This is a genomic window from Wolbachia endosymbiont of Cylisticus convexus (assembly GCF_003344345.1).
Map to the genome: position 1 here is coordinate 17,138 of NZ_QPIP01000001.1, position 18,357 is coordinate 35,494.

Annotated in this window: 19 protein-coding genes and 1 pseudogene; 9 read left to right on the forward strand and 11 right to left on the reverse strand. The window is 35.2% G+C overall.

Annotated elements, in window-relative coordinates; genetic code table 11:
* Nucleotides 1-5: 5 nt before the first annotated feature.
* Entirely contained in the window at nt 6-266 is a 261-nt protein-coding gene (gene acpP / locus Wcon_RS00080) for an acyl carrier protein (protein WP_047759756.1), read from the reverse strand.
* 112 nt (nt 267-378) lie between these two features.
* Here acpP and Wcon_RS00085 point away from each other — a divergent pair, with 112 nt between their 5' ends.
* Nucleotides 379-1,377 carry a polyprenyl synthetase family protein gene (locus Wcon_RS00085; RefSeq protein WP_114516783.1) on the forward strand — a complete coding sequence of 333 codons (999 nt, stop codon included), beginning with the start codon at nt 379-381 and terminating at the stop codon, nt 1,375-1,377.
* Nucleotides 1,370-2,242: an FKBP-type peptidyl-prolyl cis-trans isomerase gene (locus Wcon_RS00090; RefSeq protein WP_114516751.1), complete on the forward strand. Its 873-nt coding sequence runs from the start codon at nt 1,370-1,372 to the stop codon at nt 2,240-2,242. Before Wcon_RS00085 ends, Wcon_RS00090 begins: the two co-directional genes overlap by 8 nt.
* 506 nt (nt 2,243-2,748) lie before the next feature.
* On the opposite strand, the pseudogene hslU reads toward Wcon_RS00090, so the two are convergent.
* Nucleotides 2,749-4,207, reverse strand: a pseudogene (gene hslU, locus Wcon_RS00095) (ATP-dependent protease ATPase subunit HslU).
* Nucleotide 4,208: 1 nt separating this feature from the next.
* Nucleotides 4,209-4,763 (reverse strand): ATP-dependent protease subunit HslV, encoded by a 555-nt coding sequence (gene hslV, locus Wcon_RS00100; RefSeq protein ID WP_114516752.1) that lies wholly within the window; start codon nt 4,761-4,763, stop codon nt 4,209-4,211.
* 77 nt (nt 4,764-4,840) lie between these two features.
* On the opposite strand from hslV, the gene gshA reads away from it, so the two are divergent.
* Nucleotides 4,841-5,986, forward strand: coding sequence for a glutamate--cysteine ligase (gene gshA / locus Wcon_RS00105; RefSeq protein WP_114516753.1), 1,146 nt, complete (start codon nt 4,841-4,843; stop codon nt 5,984-5,986).
* Here the strand turns inward: gshA and Wcon_RS00110 are convergent.
* The 3 genes from Wcon_RS00110 to Wcon_RS00120 all read right to left on the reverse strand — a co-directional run bounded on the left by Wcon_RS00110 (nt 5,983) and on the right by Wcon_RS00120 (nt 8,612).
* A complete protein-coding gene (locus Wcon_RS00110; protein ID WP_114516754.1) occupies nt 5,983-6,768 on the reverse strand; it encodes a hypothetical protein in 786 nt (261 codons plus the stop codon). The genes gshA and Wcon_RS00110 overlap by 4 nt on opposite strands.
* 62 nt (nt 6,769-6,830) lie before the next feature.
* Nucleotides 6,831-7,859 (reverse strand): ferrochelatase, encoded by a 1,029-nt coding sequence (gene hemH / locus Wcon_RS00115; protein ID WP_114516755.1) that lies wholly within the window; start codon nt 7,857-7,859, stop codon nt 6,831-6,833.
* Nucleotides 7,860-8,612 (reverse strand): hypothetical protein, encoded by a 753-nt coding sequence (locus tag Wcon_RS00120; RefSeq protein ID WP_114516756.1) that lies wholly within the window; start codon nt 8,610-8,612, stop codon nt 7,860-7,862. It lies immediately after the preceding gene.
* Between the two features lie 106 nt (nt 8,613-8,718).
* Between Wcon_RS00120 and ndk the strand changes: the two genes are divergently transcribed.
* The 6 genes from ndk to folD all read left to right on the forward strand — a co-directional run bounded on the left by ndk (nt 8,719) and on the right by folD (nt 13,504).
* Nucleotides 8,719-9,138, forward strand: a complete 420-nt coding sequence (gene ndk / locus Wcon_RS00125; RefSeq protein ID WP_114516757.1) for a nucleoside-diphosphate kinase — start codon at nt 8,719-8,721, stop codon at nt 9,136-9,138.
* A 126-nt stretch (nt 9,139-9,264) separates the two neighbouring features.
* The gene (locus Wcon_RS00130; RefSeq protein ID WP_114516758.1) at nt 9,265-10,443 is read left to right on the forward strand and encodes an aspartate aminotransferase family protein; all 1,179 of its coding nucleotides are present in this window, start codon (nt 9,265-9,267) and stop codon (nt 10,441-10,443) included.
* Nucleotides 10,444-10,511: 68 nt separating this feature from the next.
* Nucleotides 10,512-11,789: an HlyC/CorC family transporter gene (locus Wcon_RS00135; protein WP_114516759.1), complete on the forward strand. Its 1,278-nt coding sequence runs from the start codon at nt 10,512-10,514 to the stop codon at nt 11,787-11,789.
* Between the two features lie 9 nt (nt 11,790-11,798).
* A complete protein-coding gene (locus tag Wcon_RS00140) occupies nt 11,799-12,065 on the forward strand; it encodes a DUF2312 domain-containing protein (protein ID WP_114516760.1) in 267 nt (88 codons plus the stop codon).
* Nucleotides 12,058-12,633 (forward strand): UbiX family flavin prenyltransferase, encoded by a 576-nt coding sequence (locus tag Wcon_RS00145; protein WP_114516761.1) that lies wholly within the window; start codon nt 12,058-12,060, stop codon nt 12,631-12,633. Before Wcon_RS00140 ends, Wcon_RS00145 begins: the two co-directional genes overlap by 8 nt.
* A complete protein-coding gene (folD, locus tag Wcon_RS00150; protein ID WP_114516762.1) occupies nt 12,617-13,504 on the forward strand; it encodes a bifunctional methylenetetrahydrofolate dehydrogenase/methenyltetrahydrofolate cyclohydrolase FolD in 888 nt (295 codons plus the stop codon). The genes Wcon_RS00145 and folD overlap by 17 nt, the downstream gene beginning before the upstream one ends.
* A 113-nt stretch (nt 13,505-13,617) precedes the next feature.
* Here the strand turns inward: folD and Wcon_RS00155 are convergent, their stop codons facing one another.
* The 5 genes from Wcon_RS00155 to Wcon_RS00175 all read right to left on the reverse strand — a co-directional run bounded on the left by Wcon_RS00155 (nt 13,618) and on the right by Wcon_RS00175 (nt 18,327).
* Nucleotides 13,618-14,328, reverse strand: a complete 711-nt coding sequence (locus Wcon_RS00155; protein WP_114516784.1) for a hypothetical protein — start codon at nt 14,326-14,328, stop codon at nt 13,618-13,620.
* Nucleotides 14,329-14,447: 119 nt separating this feature from the next.
* Entirely contained in the window at nt 14,448-17,057 is a 2,610-nt protein-coding gene (gene leuS / locus Wcon_RS00160; RefSeq protein WP_114516785.1) for a leucine--tRNA ligase, read from the reverse strand.
* Between the two features lie 4 nt (nt 17,058-17,061).
* The gene (locus Wcon_RS00165; RefSeq protein WP_114516786.1) at nt 17,062-17,652 is read right to left on the reverse strand and encodes a murein hydrolase activator EnvC family protein; all 591 of its coding nucleotides are present in this window, start codon (nt 17,650-17,652) and stop codon (nt 17,062-17,064) included.
* 46 nt (nt 17,653-17,698) lie between these two features.
* The gene (locus Wcon_RS00170) at nt 17,699-18,031 is read right to left on the reverse strand and encodes a MerR family transcriptional regulator (RefSeq protein WP_047759767.1); all 333 of its coding nucleotides are present in this window, start codon (nt 18,029-18,031) and stop codon (nt 17,699-17,701) included.
* Nucleotides 18,028-18,327: an integration host factor subunit alpha gene (locus tag Wcon_RS00175; RefSeq protein WP_114516763.1), complete on the reverse strand. Its 300-nt coding sequence runs from the start codon at nt 18,325-18,327 to the stop codon at nt 18,028-18,030. Before Wcon_RS00175 ends, Wcon_RS00170 begins: the two co-directional genes overlap by 4 nt.
* Nucleotides 18,328-18,357: the final 30 nt, after the last annotated feature.

The following is an 18,357-nucleotide window of genomic DNA, read 5'->3' on the forward strand; positions in this document are numbered from 1 at the left end:
CAACATTAATTGTTTGCTTTGTTTACTACATATTCAACTATCTGTTCCATAGTTTCCATCTTTTGTGCATCTTCATCAGGAATCTCTATACCAAACTCTTCTTCGGCTGCCATGATGATCTCAACTGCATCTAAACTGTCTGCACCATGCTCTGAAAGCTTTGAAGAGCCATCAAATTTTTCTACATCCTTACTAATATGCTCTAGTATGATCTTTTTTACCTTTTCTTCTATATCTTCTCTAGTACTTTTTGCCAATTCACTCATTTTTCACCAAAAAATAATCTATACCTTCGATATTATAAGAAATTTTGATGTTTGCAATAGCTTTTATGGTTATTATAAAGGTTTTTAGATGAGATATGCTTCAATGTGTTGTATGCTAGACGAAGCAACAAGAAATTTATTTATTGCAGAAATAAACAGAATTTTACCTAAAAATAGTCAAAATAGGCTCATATCAGCCATGCGTTATGTGCTTCTTGCTCCTGCAAAATATATACGTCCTTTTTTAGTCATAGCATCTTCGTCGGTGTTCAACATAAAGGTTGAAAAAGCAATAACAGCAGCAGCTGCAATTGAATTTATTCATGCTTATTCCCTAATTCACGATGATCTACCATGTATGGATAACAGCGACACCCGCAGAGGCCAGCCAAGCTGCCACAAAAAATTTGATGAAGCAACAGCAATACTTGCTGGAGATGCACTACTTACCCTGGCTTTTGAGGTATTATCTTCATTAAATTGTGAGATTATAAAAGTGCTCTCTCAGGCAATAGGAGTTAGGGGAATGGTGGGAGGACAGATTTTGGATATTAACAGTGAACATATAGATTTTAACCCCCAACCCTATGTCATCCCAGTGCTTGACACTGGGATCCAGAAGGCTTTGCCTACAAGCATTTCGTGCAAAAAGCCATGCGATGGTGAAGCTGAACATGAAATGGATTCCAGTGTCAAGCACTGGAATGACACCCTTTCTACCTTAAAACCACAACATTCGTACGGCTGTATGTATAACGCTGGAATGACGTCGGGCCAAGCTGATAAAATAAAGGAAGTTCATTTGATGAAAACTGCAAAACTATTTGCAGCTTCATGTGAAATAGGGGCTATAATAGGCAATGCTACAAGCGAAGAGCGGAGAGCATTATATAACTATGGAATAAATCTAGGGCTTATCTTTCAAGCTAAGGATGATATTGAAGATTATGAGCAGGATAAAACAAATAATTTGATATCTGTGCTTGGGAAAAGTGAGATGGAAGAATATATAGATGGCCTTTTTAAACAAGCCTCAGATAATTTGAGTGTGCTTTCAGGGAATACTAATTATTTATATGATTTATTGAATCAAGTAAGAAAAGATGGTTAAAAAAATTATATTACAAATATTTATCTCTGTAGTAATGATTCTCACTTTAGCTTCTGCTTTTATAATCACTATTGTTTATATAAATAAAGATAAACCGGAAAAAGAGGACAAGCTTTATGAGATAAATGCCACATACGGTGGTTTGACACAGACGATAGCACGTTATCTAGTGAAGCCAGTACTTGAATCAGCACTTGACCGCTATATTGAAAAGCATGGATTAGCAGAATATTTAGAAGAAATAACGCAGCAAAAAGAAGAAGAGACGATAAATTTTTATGAAATTACTGAAGGCAGTGGCAGTAAAGCTTTCTGTGGCCAAGAAGTCCTGCTACAAATGTATAAAATATCCAACAATCTAGCAATGCTACTTCCGACTGATGTCACTTTGAAAATAGGTCAGGATTATCTAAAAGAAGTGAATTTAGGGGTAATAGGTATGAAAGAAGGCGGAGAGCGTGTAGTTACTATTGCCGCTGATGACAACAAAATGAGTTTTAACTCTTATTACATCAAACTAATTGAAGTAAAAGATAAATATCCTGATTCAGTAAATAACCTGATGATTTTTAATGACTTAATTAACAAAATTGGAAAACAAATAAAGTGTGGTGATGAGATATCGGTTCAATATAGCATAAAGAGACATAATGGTGAGTATATAATCAAAGATCAAACAGTGCAGTTTAAAGTTGGTGACAGAAAAGCACCACTTGCTATAGAACTTGGAGTTGTGGGAATGAGAGCTGGTAATAAAAGAACCATTCTTTCTCCACCTGACCTTTTAACTGATATATTAACAAAAGACATAGATCTTGATATTTCAATAATTGATTTAAGCTTGAACTCTACTATTGAAAAATAGCTTAAAGAATATGTATCCGTTCAGATGCACGGCTAATGCTGAAACCAATGCTTTCTTTCTTGTCATCCCAGTGCTTGACACTGGAATCTAGGAATTCTGATCATGTATACAAAACGTTGTCATTCAAGTAGTTGACACTGCAACCCATTATACTCCGTAAATTTAACTGGATGCCAGTGTCTGGGCACTGGCATGACACCCATTTCTTTCTAGTTTGTCATTCAAGTAACCTTTTTAGTATCATCTACTTTCATGACACCATTTATTCCTATAGTTGTCTTTTCTTATCTACCTGATTTTACCACTCTGCTGAACAGATACCTTTACAGCGTTTTTGATGGAAAGGACTAGATGCTAGTGTCACGCACTGACCATTTGTTCCTATAGTTGTCTTTTCTCATCTACCTAATTTTGCCACTCTGCTGAACAGATACAGAAATATAGCTATAGAGATAAAAAAAAATAAAATCTCTTGAATGCTCTATATTACTTAAAAAGAGCTTCTTCTAAAGTATAAACTTAGATAAATCAAGCTGCTTTGAAATTGACTCTAGTTTATCTCTGACATACTTGCTATCTATAACAAATTTTTCACTGTTTTTTCAGAGGCGATAAAACTTATTTCATATAAAAGCTTCTCCATGACAGTATGAAGCCTTCTTGCACCTATATTTTCTACTTCTCTATTAACTGTAAACGCTATTTCAGCTATGGTTTCTATACCATCATCAGTGAACTCAAGCGTCACATTTTCTGTTTTCATTAAAGCTATATACTGCTTTAACAAACTAGATTCTGGTTCCTTTAATATTTTTATTAAATCCTCTTGAGTAAGTGCCTTAAGTTCCACTCTAATTGGCAATCTACCCTGTAATTCTGGTAAAAGATCAGATGGTTTAGACAAATGAAAAGCACCAGATGCAATAAATAATATATAGTCTGTTTTTACTGGACCATACTTAGTTGAAACAGTTGTTCCTTCAAGTAGTGGTAACAGATCGCGTTGCACCCCTTCTCTGTTGACTTCACCTTTTATTTCTGTACGTGCTGCAATTTTATCTATTTCATCTAAAAACACTATGCCTTCATTGCTAACAAGATCAATCGCTTCTTTGATTACCTTATCTTCATCCATTAACTTCTCACTTTCTTCGTTAACCAATATTTCTCGAGCTTCTTTTACCTTAACTGTAATAGTTTTTGTTTTTTGCTCCCATTAAACATCTTGCCAACTATTTCTGTTACATTCATCACGCCAATTTGCCCACCCGGCATACCAGGTATATCAAAAGTGGGTAGCATACCCTTGCTCTCCCTGACGTTAATAGAAACTTCTCCATCTTCAAATTCCTTATTTCTCAGTCTTTCTCTGAAAACCTTTTTGCTTTCCTCAGTTGCATCTTCGCCAACCATGGAATTAACTATTATCTTTTCGGCTAAATCCAAAGCTTTTTTAGTTAAAGCTTTACATGCTTTTGCCTTAACTAAAACTACTGCTGTGTCAACTAAATCACGTACTATCGAGTCAACATCACGCCCAACATATCCTATTTCGGTAAATTTCGTTGCTTCAATTTTTATAAAAGGTGCACCAGCAAGCTTTGCTAAACGGCGAGCTATTTCAGTTTTGCCAACTCCCGTATGGCCTATCATGAGTATATTCTTAGGTATAATCTCTTCACGTAGTGGAAGTGGGACTTTATTTCGACGCCAACGATTTCTGAGTGCAATAGCAACAGCACGCTTTGCGTCATTCTGCCCAATTATAAATCTATCCAGCTCTTTAACTATTTTCTGTGGTGGTAGATCATCTAATAAAGCTTGTGAGCTTTGAGTGCTACTGTTATTTTCACTTTCTGTACCTTCATTTTCATAGAGGACATTTTTTTCATTGCAGTTATCATTATTATCAGATTGATCTACTATAGGTTGACCAGAAGAATTGGTACACAAAATTCTTGACATGTTACTCCTCTATTTTTTCAATAATTACATTATGGTTTGTATAAACACATATATCAGCAGCTACCTTCATAGCCTTTTTTGCAATCTCCTCTATTGATATCCCTTTGACGTCAATCAAAGCTTTTGCTGCAGATAAAGCAAAATTTCCTCCAGAGCCAATGGCTGCAACCCCATCTTCAGGTTCAAGAACGTCACCCGTTCCTGTGATGATTAACGAAATGGACTTATCTGCCACAATCATCATAGCCTCTAATTTCCTTAGATATTTATCCATTCTCCAGTCTTTTGCAAGTTCAACACATGCTCTCATTAACTGTCCAGGATGTTTGTCAAGTTTTGACTCCAGTCTTTCAAAAAGGGTAAATGCATCAGCCGTTGCTCCAGCAAAACCAGCGATAACGGAATCATTAGAAAGACGCCTAACTTTTTTTGCTCCAGATTTTATAACGGTGTGGCCTAGTGAGACTTGCCCATCACCTATTACTACTACACTTTTGCCTCTTCTAATTGACAATATAGTAGTTCCATACATTTTACTGCTATCACGATGAATCATTTTTTTGCTACTTTAGTTCATTATATTAAGATTATAGCTTATAATATAATACTTTTCTTATAACATTTAAAGTGTAGATGCAAAATACAATTCATTCAAATTTGGAAAAAAATATAAATAATTGGTTCGAAGCAAAATTTAACGGCCTTACATTACCATTTTATAGCTCCATAGATCTTAGGAATTCAGGCTGCAAAATTGCTCCAGTAGACGCCAATTTGTTTCCTGCAGGGTTCAATAATCTAAGTGAAATATCGAGAGTAACAGCAGCAAAATTGATAAAAAGCTACTTTGAAACAAAACAATATAAAAAGGCTCTTATAATACCAGAGAATTACACACGAAATAAAATGTATATAGAAAATGTATTTGCCATAGAAAAAATACTGCAACTTGCAGATTTCGAGACTAAAATCGGTCTCTTTCACAGTGAAGCATATAATTTATACGAGACTATTGTAGAAGAAAACTCTTTGCTAAAGACAACTTCAGGGTTTGTACCCGATGTTGTTATACTGAATCGAGACATGACAAGCCACATTCCTGATATTCTCAAAAATGTAAAACAAGAGATAATACCAAGCCCATTGTATGGTTGGCACAGTAGACAGAAATTTCAATATTTTAAAATCTATCAAGAATTAGCATCCGAGTTTTGTAGCGAATTTCAAATAGATCTATGGCTTATTTCTGCATTTACAGAAAACTGCAATGAAGTAGATTTTAATGATGATTCATCACTAAAAGCAATAGCGGTTAAAGTTGATCAAATATTGTCCTTAGTACAAAAAAAATATCAGGAACATAAAATAAAAACACAACCTTACGTTTTTATCAAAGCAAGCAATGGCACATACGGGATGGGTATCATAACAGTGACAAGCGGTGAAGAAGTATTAAACCTCAACAAAAAAAAGCGCCATAAAATGAAAAAGGTAAAGGAAGGGATAGAAGTAAGTAGCGTTATTATACAAGAAGGTGTACCAACCATCGATGTATTTAAGCGCAGTCCTGCAGAACCGCTAATATACTACATAGGAAATATACCAATGTGCTACTTATATAGGTGTAATAGCAGAAAAGATATATATTCTAGCTTGAATTCCACTGACTGTGAATTTTATGATATTAGCCAAGAAAATAAAACCCTGCCACTTTGGAACATTGTTAGCAAATTAGCAGTGCTAGCATTAGCAGTGGAAATTAGGTCTTTTCATCTCTAATCATTAATTTCTATAATGTTGCCATTATGCTGAGTATGGCGAGCGCCATCAAGTCCAGTAGAAGGATCCGTACCATTATTAGGTTGATTGACAAATCTATCGATGTTTGATACCAAGTATGCCAGACTTAATATTATACTCACTGTTACGCTTAAGTTGAAGTTATAGATTATACCACTACCTAAGTCTATTGGTATAGTTGCAATTTTCATTCTTTTTAATATGAAGTTTAACAAGCTCAATGGCAAGGTTATTGTGCTGAAAATAACATCTTTCCTACATTCAGCAGATTTTTCAGGATTCTTATTATCCAGATACTTCTTCCATGTATAATAGTAGCTTATAAATTCTGAAAATAGAAACAGAACTGCTGATGTTAAGCTAATATAACTTATTATATCTTTATTGTTTCCAGCTAAGAAATGAATGATTTTTGTCTGCATCAATATTCCTATGATACAGTGTGTCAAGAAGGCCGAGCTACCTACAACCTGTACTGATTTTTTAGGTTCATTTTTATCATCTTGAGGTCTATATCCAGCCAAGCTGAGTCCGGAATGAAGAATATATAATGCTGATGTTGGTAATTTCATTAATCTGGCAACTTTTGATACAGCAGAAATATTGGATTCGTTGTTGTCAATAAACTCGCAACAAAATTGCAGCGAAATTTTACACAATATGCCTGTTAAACCTATTGCAATACAATACATCTTTCTGAAATCGTGGTTATGGGCATTATGTACCCTTTGTGCAAATGTGTTTAATTTTTTTTCTAGCATAAATAGCTAATAAAACAATAACTTTTTACTACTTTACTATATAAAATCTTAAAAGAAAAGTGCTATAAATTAGGACTTTGAGGGTGATTTACACACAAGTCAGCCAAGCACTTGATAAATAAGAAATCGGTACTGAGAGTTGGTACGCGAAAGTAATATCCTTCTTTGATAATTGCTTTATACTCTATATCAAGTTCAACTAGCGTTTCCGAATGCTCAGAAACAAAAGATATAGGTGACAAAACTACAGGTATATCATCGGCTCTTGCGCGTGATAGCTCACTTTCAGTGCTCGGCTCTAACCATTTTACAGGGCCAACCTTACTCTGATAGCATATTCCCCAATTAAGATCTTCAACATTCAATTTTTTTACTATTAATTTTACTGTTTTTTCTATCTGTGAAGCGTAAGGATCGCCTTTTTTAATAACACTAATAGGTAGGCTATGGGCTGAAAATAGGACTCTTGGCTTACCGATTTTGCTAGCTAATTTATAATATTTAGACGTCAGATTAACATGAGCCTCAATAAAGTCTTTATTGTCATAATAATGATTGATTACTTTTGTGTTACATTCTAGGCTATATTTTTTGGCATTTTTCTGCCAATTTTCAATGGATGACAAGGTTGTGGTGGTTGAATATTGGGGATATAGTGGTAGCAGAATGATTTCGTCAGGATCGAATTGCTTTACGCTTTTAACAACTTCATCAGCAAATGGATGCCAATAACGCATGCAGATGAATACTTTTGATGTCATTCCAGCGCTTGACGCTGGAATCCAGTGTTTTTTTCTAGATCCCAGTGTCTGAGCACTGGGATGACACAAGATAGGTTCATTAAGCTTACATTCAAGTGCATTAGCTTGTGCTTTTGTATTCTCCAAAATTGGCGATTTACCACCAATGTGCTCGTATATTTCTCGTGCAGTATTTTCTCGCTTTGTAGAGATAAATCTTGCTAAAAGCAAGCGAAAAGGATTTGGTAGATTGATTATTCTTCTGTCGTAAAAGAGATTAAATAAAAAAGGACGTACTGCACTGAGTGAATCAGGTCCGCCAAGGTTAAATAAAATAACTGCTTTTCTCACCTATACACCACAACAAGTTGCTTTTGGGGTACCTATAAAATCAGCTACACACTCATCAAGTTTAGTTACAGGTACTAAATTTCTCACACTAGCATACAATAAATGGCCAGATCTCTGCATGTTACTCTTTGTGGATGAAAAGCTTCTATCGAAAACCAGATCGACACAAAAACTTGGCACTGCTTCAAGAAGTTCAACAGTAGCTAAAGATAGCATGATGCAGCTTTGCAAGGCCTTTAGAAGAACTGTAAGGGGGAAAAGTAAAACTCTAACGGGGAGAGAGATATTATCATTCAATGATTGCCCTGGGTTAGGCGAGTTATACTCGATTTGTTTTCTACTTTTATCAAAGATAGGGAATTTTATAGTATCTTTCTTAAATTGTTCATCTATTTCTTGTTTACTATGTTTGGTCGATTTTTCTAGTGATAACTCACGCACGTGAAAAGTTCTTACAAAAAAGCATGTTGCAACCATCAATGCAGTGCATATAAGCGCACAATGCATGAGATTCATACTGCCTATCATAGATGGTAATGCAAGACAAACAAATGGCACTATGATAGCCATTTCGAAAAATGGAATGGTGTTTCTTTTCATTGCAAAAACAGCATCTTCTTTTAATTTTGTATTACGATGTGAACTATGTTCCAAATAACTCAAAAAAGCCAAGCTAAAAGTTAAAAACCCTTTTGTTCCGCAAAAAATCGATGATTTAAGATTATTTACTAATTTTTTACGACAGTAATCCATAAACTACCTCTTTGATGTTTTATTCTTGACTATAAATAAAAAATCTCTTTGATGGAACAAAAATTAGCAATAAAGTAAATATACGATCTTAATATAAGGAAATGATATGGCAATTGAGAGGACACTTTCGATATTAAAACCTGATGCAGTAAAAAATAATATTACAGGCAGTATAAATTCTTACATCGAAGAATCTGGACTAGAGATTATAGCACAAAGAATGATGCTGCTGACAAAAAAACAAGCAGAGCTGTTTTATGAAATTCATAAAGATAGGCCCTTTTTTGGGGAATTGGTAGAATTTATGACTTCTGGATCTGTGATAGTTCAAGTTTTAATCGGTGAAAATGCAGTCAGTAAATACAGACAAATCATGGGTGCTACAGATCCAAAACAGGCAGATAAAGGCACAATCAGAGGTGATTTTGCTGATGACATTAGTGAAAATAGAGTTCATGGTTCTGATAGTCTAGAAAATGCTCATAGGGAAATAGCTTTCTTTTTTGCTGAGTGTGAATTAGTGTAGTTTTACTTTTCTATACATAATTAAATTTTCTGAATTTTATGTTCAGCTATGGAATATTAGCTAAACTTTTAGTTATGAAGGAAAAGCTTTATATCAATTTCATGCATAGTATAGATAATATTTAAAATGGATCATATTGTTAATGCTTATAATAGATCTGAAGCTTCTATAGTTAGAGGAGAAGGAGTATATCTCTTCGATAAGGATGGTAAAAAATATTTAGATTTTGCTGCGGGAATTTCTACAACCTCTCTAGGCCATTGTCATCCATACATTACAGATAAACTGAAAGAGCAATTGGGTTCATTATGGCACTGCTCTAATATTTTCACTATCCCTGAGCAGGAGAGGCTCGCTCAGCGTTTAACAGAACTTACCTTTGCTGATAAAGTTTTTTTCTGCTCAAGTGGACTTGAAGCAACAGAAGCTGCAATTAAATTTATTCGCCGTTATTTCTACTCAAAAAATCAGAAAAAGCGTAATCGCATCATTACAATTGAAGGAGGTTTTCATGGCCGCAGTATTGCTGCAATTTCTGCTGGGGGAAATAAAAAATCACGCGAAGGTTTTGCTCCACTCCTTTCTGGTTTTGACAAGGTACCAAGAAATGACATTAAAGCGCTAGAGGAAAAAATAAACAATGAAACAGCTGCCATATTTTTAGAGCCCATACAAAGTGAAGGAGGGGTACATCCATTGGACGTAAGGTATCTAAAAAGAGTAAGAGAGATAACAAAAGCTCAAGGAATAATTTTATGCTTTGATGAAGTGCAATGCGGATATGGACGGATTGGCTCTCTATTTTACTATCAAAATATAGGAGCTGAACCTGACATGCTCACTTGTGCGAAGGCTATGGGTAATGGATTTCCCCTAGCTGCGTGTTTAGTAAAAGATTACATAGCAGAAGCAATTACTCCAGGAACTCATGGATCAACCTATGGTGGCAATCCACTTGCTATGACTGTTGGTAATGCAGTACTCGATGTAATACTAGAAGAAGGCTTTTTTGACCATGTTAAGAAGGTTAGTAAATATCTAAAAGAAAAATTGTTGCCTTTAGCTGAAGAATTTCCGAAGATAATCTCAGAAGTTCGTGGAGAGGGTTTATTGATAGGGATAGAGCTTAGAGTACCTTTGGCTGATAAAATTGTTAGCCAATCCCTTGACAAAGGCTTAATAGTGACTAAAATTTTAAATAATAGAGTAATAAGAATAACTCCTCCACTTATTGTTGAGAATGTGCATGTGAATGCAGTGTGTGATATATTTCATGATTTGTTTTTTAATATTAAAGATATATAAACTTGCAAATGCTCCTTACAACATATAAAATCAACTCTGTTTCTATATTGCAATAACATCATACTTTAATGGATTGGTTATTGGTTTCAGTATTGTCAGCAATTTTCTTCTTGTTGATTTTATCGTTTTTGTTCTCGGGAGCAGAAATAGGGTTAACCTCAATTAGCCGCTCCCGAGTCAATAAACTAAAGCTAGAAGGTCACAAAAAAGCTAAGATAATAGACCTTTTGTTGGGTAAAAAAGAATTAACAATAGGAACAATATTAGTATGCAATACAATTATTAACATTACTTGCTCTGCTTTATTTACAGCAATATTTATAAATTCTTTTGGGCGTGAGGGCATATTTCTTTCAACAGTCATGATGACGTTTTGTATTTTGCTATTTTGTGAAGTTTTACCAAAAACTTATGCCATACAAAATCCTGAAAAATTTACATTACTTTCTGCTTATTTTATGCTGTTTTTTGTCAAGATTCTTTCTCCATTGACATTAGGCATTCAGTTTATTGTCAATCTCATTCTGAAGTTATGTGGGCTTCATAAGAATAGGGAGATAATATCCGCAGCAGACGCAATGCGTAATATGATTACTCTTCACCGCAGTGAAGGAACTATGCTGCAACAGGATTTAGATATGCTAAGTAGTATACTTGATTTGGCTGAAACAGAAATATCACAAATTATGATCCACAGGAGAAACTTATTTTCTCTTGATATAGATCGAAACAAAGAAGATTTAATAAGAGAGATTTTAATCAGCAGTCATAGTAGAGTACCTTTATGGCAAAAAGAACCAGATAATATTGTTGGAGTGGTTCACGTGAAAAATCTAATAAACGCCTTGCGTGAAAAGGATAATAAAATAGAGATTGCCCAAGTTATGTCAAAGCCTTGGTTTATACCAGAAAGTATGCCGCTTAGTGTACAACTTCACAACTTCCGTAAAAACAGGAAACACCTTGCATTTGTTATTGATGAGTATGGAGCACTGCAGGGAATCGTAACTCTTGAGGATATACTGGAAGAAATAGTTGGAGAAATTTCGGATGAACATGATTTGATCACGGAGAATTTTATAAAAAAAATATCTGATAATGTGTATCACATAGAAGGGAAATCTACTATTAGAGACATTAACAGACAGTTACACTGGAATCTCCCTGATGATGAAGCTACAACTCTAGCAGGTATGATTGTAAACGAGATAGAACGCATTCCTGACGAAAACGAAGAATTTTTCATGTACGGTTTTTGCTTTAAGATTTTAAAAAAAGATAAAAATGTTATTACTGTTATTGAAGTACAAGTAAAAACTGATAATACTATAGCAGCAATTAATTAGTTGGGTTCTATGGAAGATACAGTAAAAATAACGGCTGAAGAGTTGAAGAGTTACATAGAGAGAATCGAAAAACTTGAACAAGAAAAGAGGGATGTGCAAGATCACATTCGTGATATATATGCAAAAGCTGCAGATGAAGGCTGGGATGCAAAAGTGATGAAACAAATTATTAGGCTAAGAAAGATGGATGATGGTGACAGAGAGGAACAGGAAATATTACTTGATACCTATAAACGTGCATTAGGAATGAGTTGCGAAGAAGAGCTAAGTGAATAGTAGAATTGTAGTTGGAATAAGTGGAGCATCTGGTTCTATTTATGGTGTACGGATTCTAGAAGCACTAAAAAATACCAACCATGAAACTCATTTAGTGATCAGCAGTGCTGGAAAAATAACTCTAGCTCATGAGATGAAAGAAAAACTTGAAGATATTACATCGCTTGCAGATTTTTACTATTCTGAAGAAAAAATAGGAGAAAAAATAGCAAGCGGCTCATTTAAAACCTCAGGGATGGTTATTGCTCCATGTTCTATGAAGACAATGTCTGAAATTGCATCAGGTGTTACTTCCAATCTATTGATAAGAGCTGCAGATGTAACGCTAAAAGAAAGAAGAAAGTTAGTTCTTATGGTGCGAGAATCGCCACTACATCTTGGGCATCTACGAAATATGTTAAAACTAACGGAGATGGGAGCAATTATTGCTCCGCCAATGCCTGCTTTTTATATTAAACCAAAATCTTTGGATGATATTGTAAATCATTCTGTTGGTAAAGTATTGAATTTATTTGATATCGCATTAGCTAATTTCAAGGAGTGGCAAGGAAATGACAATTATTATTGACGGTAAAAAAATAGCTAATGGCCTCTGTGAGAAGCTATCACAAAAAATTGATATTTTAAAGAGAGAGCATAATATTTTTCCTTGCCTAAAAGTAATTCTCGTTGGTAGCAATCCAGCAAGTCAGGTTTATGTTCGCAACAAACAGAAAAAAGCAAAATCAATAGGCATAAGTTCTGAAACAATTCTTTTATCTTGTGAGACATCAGAAGATGAGTTAATTGGAAAAATTAATGAATTAAATGAAGATCCATCTGTGCATGGAATTTTAGTTCAGTTGCCTCTACCAAATCACATCAGTGCAAGCAGAGTAATTAATGCAGTAAGTGTTGAAAAAGATGTAGATGGCTTTCATGATGAAAATGTTGGCAGGTTAGTTAAAGGTGAAAAAAATTGTCTGATACCTTGTACTCCTAAAGGTTCTTTGCATTTAATTAAGTCAGTTGAAAATAATCTGTCCGGTAAAAACGCAGTTGTGATTGGTAGGTCAAACATCGTGGGTAAGCCAATGTTTCACTTATTGCTGCAAGAAAACTGCACTGTTACCATCTTGCATTCACAAAGTAGGGATTTAGCTGGGTATTGTTCCAAAGCGGATATAGTAGTTGCAGCAGTTGGAAAGCCTAATTTTATTCAAAAAGATTGGATAAAAAAAGGTGCAATAGTAATTGATGTTGGAATAAATAGCGTTAATGTAGGAAATCAAGGTAAGCTCGTAGGTGATGTTGACTTCGAAGGAATAAAAGAAAAAGTCAAAGCAATTACTCCAGTACCAGGAGGCGTTGGCCCGATGACAATTGCATTTCTTATGATGAACACTGTAGTCGCTGCTTGCTTGCAGCAGGGAGCTGATGCTTCTAATTTCATTAGTTGAGGCATGAGAAAAATAGATACTCCGTCTCTAGATAATAACATCTAATTTTGTCCAAATAGCAAACCACTTTGCAGAATCACCTTATCCACTACAGAAATATGCAATTTAGAGCATTAAAAATTATAACGTATTCCTACCTCTAGCATCGCGTCCGGTATTTGTAATGGTGGTTTAAAACTACTTAGTTGCCCACCCATGGTCATACCAACTGTACCAATTATCTGCGGAGTAACTTCATAATCAACACCAACCTTCAGTTTGTACGAAATAGCACCCAGCATTTTATCTACTAAAGATGGTTCTGGAGCTGTACCTATTATCTCGCCTACTGCCTCGTCTACCCTTTCCGCTACATTTTTTACTACCCCCACCTTTTCTACTAACCTGCTTGCTAACGCGTCTGCCTTTTCTACTGCCCCGCCTAATGACGTGTCCTTGCCTACTATATTTTGTAATGCTTGAGCTGTGTTTGATCCTGATTTAGCTTCAATTATCTGGACATATCCACCTAAACCTCCACTGACATATAGCTTAACGGGATCAATATTAAGGCCAGGATAAAAGCGGTAGTTTACCAATAAGCTAGCTCCTATGCTCTTTAATGACTTAACATTACTGAGAACCTCAAGTTCAAATTCAGAGTTTTGATCATAATGGTAACCAAGAACAACGCCAGGTTTCATTTTAAAGCCATCACCCCAACCAGCACCAAAGTTTAAACCTGCATAGTACTGACTCTCTAAATTAGCCGCTGCATTATCATCTGCACCTGCTAGAGATGAAGTGAGCAATACAGCCAAAACACACAATCTCTTTATTTTCATATAACTACCCATACAAAAAAATATATAATGCGTAAGTATATATCCTTTATATTAAAAAAGATATAACTGCATATCAAAAAAAGTATAACTATAAAATTAGGGACGTGCTACTCAAATTTTTATATAACTATGTTTACTACCTTATTTGGTATAGCATATATAGTGCGAATTTTGCTTTGATCGATTCTATTAGATACAGAACCTGTTGCTATTTTCTTCAATTCTTCTTGAGGTAAATCAGTTGCTACTTTGATAGTCGCACGCAACTTTCCATTGATCTGCACTGCCACAGTCACCATATTATCAATTAGTAGTGATTCATCAGCTTTTGGCCAAGGTTGACCTCCTATTTCTTGCCATAGGCTTTCAGCTAGATGTGGTATGAACGGTTCGATTACTTTGATTAGTATACATATACCTTCATCAATAAGAGATTTTCCAGTTTTTACATCTATTTCGGCTATTAAATTCGTCATTTCACGGAATTTTGCTACCACACAGTTTAATCTGCAGTTTTCCAAGTCATCTGTAAGTCCGTGTAAGAGTTTATGTATTTTTTTTCTATATTCTAGAAGTTTATCTGTGTAATTTGGTGTCATCCCAGTGCGTGACACTGCAGCATCACGTGCTGGAATGACAGGCAGTTGTATAGGCCTTAGCTGCATTACCATACGCCACAATTTATTTATATAGCGAGAACAGCCTTCTACGCCATCATCTGACCATTCCATATCTTTTTCTGGAGGAGTGTCAGATAATACAAACAAGCGAGCAGTATCAGCACCGTACTTTTCTATGATAAAGTTTGGGTCAATTGTGTTCTTTTTCGATTTGCTCATCTTTTCAACTTTCCCAACTTGAACCTTAGCACCTCGTGCCATCAAATCTTTTGCTTCTTCAGGAAAGAGCCATTTGCCATTCTCATCTTTATAAGTTACATGGCAGACCATTCCTTGAGTGATTAAAGTAGAAAAAGGCTCTTTAATATTAAAATAGCCACATTTGGTCAAAGCACGGCAGAAAAATCTTGAATAAAGCAAATGCAGAATTGCATGTTCTATCCCACCTATATAATAATCAACAGGCATAAAACGATTACACGCATCTTTATTGATAGACTTATTTTCACTACAAAATGCAGCAAAATACCAAGAAGACTCGAAAAAAGTGTCGAATGTATCAGTTTCACGCTCTGCTTGCTTTCCGCACTTTGGACAATCAACAAATTTCCAAGTTGGGTGCTTATCCAGAGGATTACCACCACTTGTAAATTCTACATCCGTTGGTAGAACTACAGGAAGGTCTTTTTCTGGAACTGGCACAGTCCCGCAATCTTTACAATATATAACAGGTATAGGACATCCCCAATAACGTTGCCTTGAAATTCCCCAATCATGCAAACGATAGTTTACTGTTTTTTTACCTATCCCTTTTTCTTCAAGCTTTTTAATGATTACTTCCTTTGCCTCATTAACCGTTAGTCCGTTTAAGAATTCGGAGTTGAACATCACTCCATCGCCAGTATAGGCTTCATTTAAATCCTCTGTCATCCAAGTAGCTTGACACTGGGATCCATTATAAGAATCCTGATCACGCGCTGGAATGACACCTAAGTGGGCCAAAGAAACAACGGGAATAATCGGCAAATCATATTTCTGCGCAAATTCAAAATCACGCTGATCATGTGCAGGGCAACCAAAAATTGCACCTTCTCCATACTCCATCAACACAAAATTCGCTACATAGAGGGGCAATTCCTTATCAAGAAATGGATGTTTTACGTTTAATCCGGTGTAAATTCCAAATTTTTCGTCATTTTCCCCCTTTGTGTTTATATCATCAATTGTCATCCCAGCGCGTGACCATTCATCTTTTTCCTGGATCCCAGTGTCGGAGCACTGGGATGACAAAACTTCAGGAGCATCTGGAAGCGTAATATCCTGCACAATAGGGTGCTCTGCTGCTACTGCAAAAAAAGAAGCTCCAAACAAAGTATGAGGAGAAGTTGTAAAAATCTTTAACTTCTTATTCAAGCCACCTATTTCAAATTCTATAGTTACCCCTTCGGACTTTCCTATCCAGCGTTCTTGCATCGTTTTGACTTTTTCTGGCCAATTTTTTAAACCTTGCAAGCACTGAAGTAAATCTTCAGCGAAATCAGTAATCTTCAAAAACCATTGAGATAACTTACGTTTTTCAACAACTGCACCTGATCGCCATCCTTTTCCATCAACCACTTGCTCATTTGCAAGCACTGTTTGATCCACAGGATCCCAGTTAACCCACGACTCTTTTCGATAGGCAAGCCCATGCTTTAAAAAATCCAGGAAAAATTTCTGTTCGTGTTTGTAATAATCAGGCTCACATGTGGAGAGCTCACGATCCCAATTGTAGGAAAGACCTATAGATTTTAGCTGCGCACACATATTATCTATATTCTCTTTCGTCCACGCCGCAGGGTTAATGTTATTGTCTCTTGCTGCATTTTCAGCTGGTAATCCAAAGGCATCCCAGCCAATTGGGTGCAAAACCTCAAACCCACGAGCTCTTTTGTAACGTGCTATTACATCTCCTATTGCATAGTTGCGCAGGTGCCCCATGTGAATTTTACCAGATGGATACGGAAACATCTCCAACACGTAACATTTTTCCTGCTTGCTATTCTTGCTTACAGAAAAATTCCACTTATCTTGATGAAATTTTTCAACGTTTTTAAAATCATATTTCATAAATTTAATCACAGTTTATGTGTGCCAAAGGATCGATTACTTGGCCATTATGCCGTATTGTAAAACACATCTGAGGATTTTTATCTTGCGTGCTTGACTTACCTGCAGACCCAATAACTTGACCTTGTTTTACTTTATCACCAATTTCAACTTGTATATTTTTTAAATAGGAGTACATAGTCATGTAATTATCTTTATGTTCCACTATAATTAAATTTCCATACCACCTCAGTCCTTTACCTACGTATATTACTTTGCCAGGTGCAGAAGCAATAACATTTGTTCCATTTTGAGCAGTAATTTTTATGCCATCCTGACATATTTTATCAGAAGAGGTAGCTGCACCTTTAACAGGCATTACAAATTTACACACATTTTGCGCATTATTGTTATATACCTTATCTACGAAGGCTTTTCTACTTTCTTTTCGCAGCGAAGAATCAACATTTTCTTTAATCAAATGGTATTCCCTTGTGTACTCTAGGTCTCTTTTCCCATAAAACTCCTCACCTTTAAGTAGTACAGAAGCAGGTTTTTGCAGTCCACAGCTTATCAGTATTGCTGAGAATATAAAGAACAAGACTATACGAAACATAAACTTATCTCTAGATATATCAACTTTCACAAAACTTTATAGTGTTTTACGTCTGTTCATTACTTTCTTCATTTATTTTATCAATCAAATAGTCTCTTAAATCAGTAAGTTCTTGAAACAAATTCCTTAAATCATGATTGATTTTTACATCGTTACAAAATTCCTTTTGTACTCCTTTTATTGTATATCCTTTATCGTATAGCATGTATTTTACTTTTTTTATCGCCTCTATACACTTACGATCATATAGTCTTCTTCCCTTACGTTTTATGGGTTTGATTTGATGAAATTGACTTTCCCAAAATCTTAAAACATGCTGTTCCAAATGTAGTTCTTCAGCTACTTCCCCAATTGTATAAAATAATTTTTCCTTATTCATCGATTATTTATTAATTTTTTTAACACTTGTGAAGGTCTAAAAGAAATTGATTTTCTCGCTTGAATTACTACTTTTTTCGATGTATTTGGTATATTTCCTGGCCTTTCTTTCTTTTTTTTAACCAAGAATGTTCCAAATGAAGATATTTTTACTATTCCATCTTTTACCAAGCTTGTCTTTATCTCATTCAATATATCATCTATTATCGCAATAGAGTCTTCTTTTGATAGTCCAATTTCCTGATTTATGCATTCAGCTATTGTTGCCTTAGTTACTGTTGTGTCTTTTGTTGCCATAATTTATTACAGTATGTCAATATAATATAA